The following is a 6862-nucleotide window of genomic DNA, read 5'->3' on the forward strand; positions in this document are numbered from 1 at the left end:
CAGATCTAGCCCGAAAGATGTCTATAAAAGCGGCGGAAGTTATAAAAACCATGATAAAAATGGGGGCAATGGTCACTATTAACCAGCGGATCGACCAAGAAACGGCGGCAATTGTCGTTGAAGAAATGGGTCATAAAGCTAAGCTTATTAAAGATGATACCGTGGAAGAAAATTTGGAGGCTACTTTAGGAGAAGTAGCGGAGGAAACCCGACTGCGAGCCCAGTGGTGACGATCATGGGCCACGTAGATCATGGAAAAACATCGCTTTTAGACTACATTCGTCGAACCAAAGTCACGACTACTGAAGCCGGGGGTATTACTCAACATATCGGTGCTTATCATGTAGAAACCGAATTAGGAATGATCACCTTCTTAGATACGCCCGGACATCAGGCATTCACCGCTATGCGAGCTCGCGGAGCGAAATGTACAGATATTGTAGTCTTGGTGGTAGCCGCCGATGATGGGGTAATGCCCCAGACGATTGAAGCAATCCAACATGCTCGAGCGGCGAAGGTCCCCTTAGTAGTAGCCATTAATAAAATCGATAAACTAGAAGCCGACCCGGATCGAATTAAAACTGAATTATCGAACAAGAGGTTATTCCGGAAGAATGGGGTGGAGAAACCATGTTCCAGCCAATTTCGGCAAAGACGGGTGAGGGCATCGATTTCTTATTAGAACGTATTTTGCTTCAGGCTGAGGTGCTGGAATTGAAAGCTGTAGACAAGGGGCCTGCGCGAGGGATGGTAATTGAATCTCGTTTAGATAAGGGTCGGGGCCCTGTAGCTACTATCTTAGTGATGAGTGGGGAGTTGCACCCAGGCGATATATTATTAGTGGGCCGCGAATATGGTCGAATCCGGGCCATGATTGGTGATGACGGTCAACCGTGCTATCAAGCGGGTCCTTCAATGCCTGTGGAGGTATTAGGGCTTTCGGGTACCGCCATGGCGGGGGAAGAAGCGGTAGTAGTTCAGGATGAACGAAAAGCCCGTGAAATTGCGCGCTTTCGTCAAGGGAAATACCGAGAAATTCGCTTAGCGAAAAAACAAACAGCTCATTTGGAACGTGTCTTCGATCGCATGAATGAAGGCGAACAAAGTGCTTTAAATATTTTATTAAAAGCAGATGTACAAGGTTCATTGGAAGCTTTGACGGAAGCTCTCAATAAATTATCGACTGATGAGGTTAAGGTAAATATTATTGCCAGTGGGGTAGGTAGAATTACGGAATCGGATGTGCATTTAGCTATTGCATCCGATGCAGTTGTTATTGGCTTTAATGTTCGGGCTGATCCACCTACGCGAGCTTTGGTGGAACGAGAAGGTGTTGATTTACGTTATTACAGCGTAATTTACAACTTAATTGATGAAGTGAAAAAAGCTCTAAGTAGATTACTCGCTCCCGAATTTGAGGAAAAAATAATAGGCCTTGTCCAAGTTCGGGAAGTTTTTCGTTCTTCCAAACTCGGTGCCATTGCTGGCTGTATGGTTGTGGAAGGGGTGGTCCGCCGTCATTTACCTATTCGTGTATTACGTGACAACGTGGTTATTTACGAAGGACAATTGGAATCTCTGCGCCGTTATAAAGAAGACGTAGCGGAAGTTCGTCAAGGTATAGAATGTGGTATCGGCGTAAAAAATTACAATGACGTGAAAGTAGACGATCAAATTGAAGTTTACGAAAAAGTTCAAGTTGAACGGAAGATTACTTAGCAATGCCAAGTCGACGTCAACAGCGAGTGGCTGACCTTATTCATCGGCAACTAGCCGAACTTCTCAAAAAAGAAGTCCACGATCCGCGATTGGCCCTAATTTCTTTAACAGCTGTTTCTGTGTCTCCAGATTTAAATCAAGCTAAAGTTTTTTATACATTACCCGAAGAGCAAAATCCCCAAGAAGTTCAGAAGGCTTTCCATAAAGCCACGGGTTACCTGCGGCATTTGCTCGCAGAAGCGGCTATATTGCGTTATGTCCCTAAATTAAAGTTTGCTTACGATGAGAGCATTGAAAGAGCTGATAAAATTTCATTGCTTATCAAACGAGCCATTCAAGATGATAGTGAGGAGTAAGGGACAAAAAATTATAAGGCGGACCATTAATGGTGTCTTGTTATTAGATAAACCTCGAGGAATTACTTCTAACAATGCGGTGCAACGAATTAAAAATTTCTTTCATGCGAAAAAGCAGGGCACACCGGAAATTTAGACCCTCTTGCCGATGGAATGTTACCGATATGCTTAGGTGAAGCCACCAAATTTTCTCAATATTTGTTAGACGCTGATAAAACATATCTCGTAAAAATTCGATTAGGAATCCGTACAGCGAGCGGTGATAGTGAAACCGAAATTATTTCCCAACGTCCTGTGCCTGAATTATCGAAACATGAGTTTAAAAAAACAATGACATCATTTTGTGGGGTAATTGAACAGACTCCTTCGATGTATTCCGCGCTAAAATATAAAGGACAACCCTTATATAAATTAGCTCACCAAGGTATTGAAGTCGAACGTAAATCCCGGTGCGTTACTATTTATCAATTAAATTTGCTCAATTTTAAGGGGGAAATAGCTGAGCTTTATGTGCATTGTAGTAAGGGCACTTATGTAAGAACTTTAGTGGACGATTTAGGTGAAGCCTTAGGATGTGGTGCTCATGTAATAGCTTTACGTCGATTAACCGTAGTTCATTATCTCGAAGATCAAATGGTTTCTTTAGCATGCTTAGAGCGAGAATATGAAAACCAGAATAAAGATTCTTTGGATAGTCATTTATTACCGATTGAAAGTATGGTTGCCCATTTTCCCGTCCTTAAATTAAGTAAGGCGACTGTTTTTTATTTGCAGCAAGGACAACCTGTAATGGTACCGCATGCTCCTACCCAGGGCTTTGTACGGTTACGAACTCAAGCCAATCAATTTATCGGTATTGGAGAAGTGCTCACTGACGCTCGAATTGCTCCCCGGCGTCTGATAAAAACCCACTAAATTTTAAACTGAGGACGGTGGCAGCGGCCGGAGTCTTGGTCGTCGTCTTGGTAGTGGGTGCGGTTTCTGTGGGTTCTTCTAAATCGAGACATTTTCCTAAACCGAGTGCTAGAATTAACTCAACCACTAGGCATAAGGGTGTAATGGCCATAAACTTAAGGTAAGTAGAAAAATCTCCTTTAGTTTGTTTAAAACTGTGACCAATAAGACGAAGCAGAACTCCGCCAATAAATAAAATCAAAAAGAGAATGATAGAGGTCGTAGGTGTGCAGGAAAAGCAATCCAGTACTAAACAAAAGGTGATAAGCACCATAATGACCGTCATCACCACAGCCAACTTTACCGTTGAGGAAATAATAATAAACTAGAAGAGCGATTACTGCGATCCATGTGAAACTAATGTGCCAGCGAATTGCAACTGAAATACTGATCCAACTTAAAGCAATAAGAAAGCCCAATATAACTGCAGGAATACCAATGTAGTGGACAATTTTGTTAGCTTTTTGGCTATGATATAATCGATATTCTGGTAGTTGTTTGGCGAGCAACTCCATGTAAATACTCCTTTTGTTTATCTTGATTATAAACAGGAAACTGCTTCTCTTCCAAGAGCCACTGTACATTTACTTGCTCCCGTTAGCTTTCTACCCCGCGGGAAGTAGCTGAGGGATATCTGGTTAATCGACCTTGAAAAAAATGATATGCTTTTGGTAAACGTCCCTTGATATCCTAAAGTATTGAGGATCAACTTGGAAGATAATTCACAAAGCAAGATAAAGCCATGAAAAAAATTGTGATAATTGGTTCTACCTTTGTTTTAGTTGTCGGCTTGGCTGGGTGTACCCTAGGTGACAATATTCCCGGCACCACTATCGCAGGTACTGCGGCAGGTGGGTTGTTGGGAGCAGAGTTCTTTCATGGAGAAAGAGCTTGGATTGGTATTTTAGGCAGCGCATTGGTAGGTAGCGTTATTGTTAATTTGTTGGGAAACGAATGGACGAACAAGATCTAGACGAACAAGATCTAATTAATATGGCGAATGCGGTGACTCGTACGCCGATAGGTTGTGAGGCTAGTGGACGAACAGCTACGACGTAACCGTACTTCGTTCGTGCATGAATAATACAATCGTGGCTCGCGCTATTACCGTAAATATCAAACCACCGTAAAAATAGGTGGCCAAGTTCGCAATGCTTTTGGAAGAGTTTGCTAGATGCTGAATGGTCAATGTAAATTGATGGATTAATTTTGGTTTGAAATACTTCGTCTCCTCTCTGCAAAGAGAGGAGACATTATTTATGCTAGACATTCTTTAAACCTTTTCCACAATCTGACTACGGAGATTACGTCAACACCACCCTAGTTTGCAAAAATTAATTGTTGAACATCAAGTTCGATCAGCGATTTAGTTTTAACTTTATTTATCTGTAGTGGTAACGATATAAAAAATCCAATTGTTTCTATGCCAGGACATTACCAATGGAGCGTGGATCGATTGGATGAAGAAATTGAAGCAGTTACCGCATTAAAAATTCCTGCTGTTATTTTATTTGGAATTCCTGACCGAAAGGGATGCGCTCGATTCAACTGCTTTCCAAACGGACGGCGTCATTCAACGGGCTATTCAACGTATCAAGGGTGCAAGTTCCTCAGCTTGCTTATTGCTGATGTATGTTTTTGTGAATATACCAATCATGGTCATTGTGATGTTGTCGTATATCAAAATAGTCGAGGTCATTATGATGTCAATAATGACCAAACCAATGAATTATTTAATTAAACAGGCAATTAGCTTAGTTTAAGCTGGTGCTGATGTAGTTGCTCCCAGCGGTATGCTGGATGGCATGGTTAAGGCAATTCGACACGGTTTAGATAAAGTGGGATTTACGCGATATTCTTATTTTAAGTTACGCGATTAAGTACGCATCCAGTTTGTATGGACCTTTTCGTGAAGCAGCTGAAGGGGTTCCCAATTTGGTGATCGTAAAACTTATCAAATGGATCCCGCTAATGTGAGTTCCGCACTGCGCGAGGCAGAACTTGATAATGCGGAAGGGACGTATCTTAATAATGATAATGGTAAAACCTGGTCAAATGTATTTGGATATTATTTATCGAATTAAGTAGCGTTTTCCTCAGATCCCGCTGGGTTCCTGTCAAGTTAGCGGAGAATTTCCAATGATTAAAGCGGCTGTGGCTCAAGGATGTCTCGATGAAACTGCCTCTATGGTAGAAAGTTTGGTGGCAATTAAACTAGGCTGGAGCAGATTTTATTATTACTTATTTCGCAAAAGAGCTTGCTAAAGTTTTAAACCGCAATTAGCTTAAAATCTTTAGCGTGAAGTTTTTTTCTGCTCTAGGTTTTTTCCTTTAGTTAATTCAAGAGGAACAATGGCAAAAACCAAAATAATTTTTTCTTGCCAAAACTGTGACGCGCAATATGTGCAATGGCAAGGTCAATGCCGAGACTGTGGAGAGTGGAATACTATTGTTAACGGAGTGGCTGTAAAAAAGTCCTCCCATTCTCGGACGTTAGGGTTTTCCTGGACTTCTTCAATTCCTACTCTGCTGAGCAATGTGAATATACAATCCCAACCACGTTTAGCGACGGGCCTTGCGGAATTTGATCACGTATTGGGAGGCGGGTTGGTTTCCGATTCAGTTGTCTTAATCGGCGGCGACCCTGGAATAGGCAAATCTACTTTGTTGCTACAAATTTTGTGTCAAATTGAGAATAACTATTCAACTTTATACATTACGGGTGAGGAGTCGCTACAACAAATTGCTATGCGTGCACAGCGGTTACAATTACCTCAAGATAAATTAACTTTATTAGCGGAAACGCACGTCGAACAAATTTTATCTTTAACCGAAAAATTACATCCCCAAGTGATAGTTGTTGATTCCATTCAAACGGTTTATACCGACAGTGTACCTTCTGCTCCTGGAGGAGTTAGCCAAGTACGAGAAAGTGCCGCACGGCTTGTGAAATTCGCAAAACAAAAGGGAATTGCTTTATTTATTGTGGGTCATGTCACTAAGGAAGGGGCTATCGCTGGACCACGAGTTCTAGAACACATGGTAGATACTGTCCTTTATTTTGAAGAAAAAAATGATAGTCGTTTTCGGGTTATTCGTGCTGTAAAAAATCGGTTTGGGGCGGTGAATGAAATTGGTGTGTTTGCTATGACCCATTCAGGGTTAAAACAAGTAAACAATCCTTCCGCTATTTTTCTCTCAAGATATGAAATGCCAGTTTCTGGAAGCGTAATTACAGTCACGTGGGAAGGTAGTCGCCCTTTGTTGGTAGAAGTGCAAGCCTTAGTGGATGAAAGTCATTTGGCAAATCCTCGCCGGGTAAGCGTGGGTTTGGAACAGAATCGTTTATCCATGCTGTTAGCCATCTTGCATCGTCACGGTGGAGTCACTACTTATAATCAAGATGTTTTCGTTAATGCTGTGGGTGGCTTGCGAATTACTGAAACCGGCACGGATTTGGCTGTTTTATTGGCTGTGCTTTCGAGTTTACGTAATAAACCGCTGGCTTCCGATTTAATTGCGTTTGGAGAAGTGGGGTTAGTAGGAGAAATTCGCCCCGTTCAAAGCGGGCAAGACCGCATTAAGGAGGCTGCAAAACATGGCTTTAAACGCGCGATTATTCCAAAAGCAAATGCTCCTAAGTTTCCTTCAGAAGAAATAGAAATTATCGCAACGGATAAATTACAAACTGTTTTAGAAAAAATTTAGAATCCAAAAAACGTGGTAATTACGTGCTTTCCTTTTTCCCAATAATTTTCTTTATTGATGTGAATTAGTGCTAAACATAATCCACTGCCCATTCAGAAACTGTCGCTATTTAATTCTTTGTTAAG

The 6862-nt window shown here is 41.5% G+C and carries 7 protein-coding genes and 3 pseudogenes; 9 read left to right on the forward strand and 1 reads right to left on the reverse strand.

Annotated elements, in window-relative coordinates:
* The 3 genes and pseudogenes from infB to truB form a co-directional block, all read left to right on the forward strand.
* Positions 1-1719 (forward strand): annotated as a pseudogene (infB, locus tag B1F79_RS01040) (translation initiation factor IF-2); the annotation flags it as partial.
* Between the two features lie 2 nt (positions 1720-1721).
* Positions 1722-2075 (forward strand): 30S ribosome-binding factor RbfA, encoded by a 354-nt coding sequence (gene rbfA, locus B1F79_RS01045; protein ID WP_251365643.1) that lies wholly within the window; start codon positions 1722-1724, stop codon positions 2073-2075.
* Positions 2062-2990 (forward strand): annotated as a pseudogene (truB, locus tag B1F79_RS01050) (tRNA pseudouridine(55) synthase TruB). Before rbfA ends, truB begins: the two are co-directional and overlap by 14 nt.
* A 188-nt stretch (positions 2991-3178) precedes the next feature.
* On the opposite strand, the gene B1F79_RS01055 reads toward truB, so the two are convergent.
* The gene (locus tag B1F79_RS01055; RefSeq protein ID WP_251365644.1) at positions 3179-3544 is read right to left on the reverse strand and encodes an Mpo1-like protein; all 366 of its coding nucleotides are present in this window, start codon (positions 3542-3544) and stop codon (positions 3179-3181) included.
* A 227-nt stretch (positions 3545-3771) separates the two neighbouring features.
* Here B1F79_RS01055 and B1F79_RS06245 point away from each other — a divergent pair, with 227 nt between their 5' ends.
* The 6 genes and pseudogenes from B1F79_RS06245 to radA all read left to right on the forward strand — a co-directional run bounded on the left by B1F79_RS06245 (position 3772) and on the right by radA (position 6737).
* Positions 3772-4002, forward strand: a complete 231-nt coding sequence (locus B1F79_RS06245) for a glycine zipper 2TM domain-containing protein (RefSeq protein ID WP_285896344.1) — start codon at positions 3772-3774, stop codon at positions 4000-4002.
* Between the two features lie 441 nt (positions 4003-4443).
* The gene (locus tag B1F79_RS01065; RefSeq protein ID WP_251365647.1) at positions 4444-4770 is read left to right on the forward strand and encodes a porphobilinogen synthase; all 327 of its coding nucleotides are present in this window, start codon (positions 4444-4446) and stop codon (positions 4768-4770) included.
* Positions 4771-4822: 52 nt separating this feature from the next.
* On the forward strand, positions 4823-4909 hold the full coding sequence (locus B1F79_RS01070; RefSeq protein ID WP_251365648.1) for a hypothetical protein: 87 nt from the start codon (positions 4823-4825) through the stop codon (positions 4907-4909).
* A gap of 13 nt (positions 4910-4922) precedes the next feature.
* A pseudogene (locus tag B1F79_RS01075) lies at positions 4923-5113 on the forward strand (porphobilinogen synthase).
* A 55-nt stretch (positions 5114-5168) separates the two neighbouring features.
* Entirely contained in the window at positions 5169-5294 is a 126-nt protein-coding gene (locus tag B1F79_RS01080; protein WP_251365645.1) for a hypothetical protein, read from the forward strand.
* Positions 5295-5381: 87 nt separating this feature from the next.
* Positions 5382-6737 carry a DNA repair protein RadA gene (gene radA, locus B1F79_RS01085; protein ID WP_251365646.1) on the forward strand — a complete coding sequence of 452 codons (1356 nt, stop codon included), beginning with the start codon at positions 5382-5384 and terminating at the stop codon, positions 6735-6737.
* The last annotated feature ends 125 nt before the right edge of the window (positions 6738-6862 follow it).

This window comes from Coxiella-like endosymbiont of Rhipicephalus sanguineus, from assembly GCF_018687865.1.

Bases quoted from the DNA above. Each gene is read 5' to 3' on its own strand.
- rbfA (WP_251365643.1), top strand. From the start codon at position 1,722: ATGCCAAGTCGACGTCAACAGCGAGTGGCTGACCTTATTCATCGGCAA.
- B1F79_RS01055 (WP_251365644.1), bottom strand. From the start codon at position 3,544: ATGGAGTTGCTCGCCAAACAACTACCAGAATATCGATTATATCATAGC.
- B1F79_RS06245 (WP_285896344.1), top strand. From the start codon at position 3,772: ATGAAAAAAATTGTGATAATTGGTTCTACCTTTGTTTTAGTTGTCGGC.
- B1F79_RS01070 (WP_251365648.1), top strand. From the start codon at position 4,823: ATGCTGGATGGCATGGTTAAGGCAATTCGACACGGTTTAGATAAAGTG.
- B1F79_RS01080 (WP_251365645.1), top strand. From the start codon at position 5,169: ATGATTAAAGCGGCTGTGGCTCAAGGATGTCTCGATGAAACTGCCTCT.
- radA (WP_251365646.1), top strand. From the start codon at position 5,382: ATGGCAAAAACCAAAATAATTTTTTCTTGCCAAAACTGTGACGCGCAA.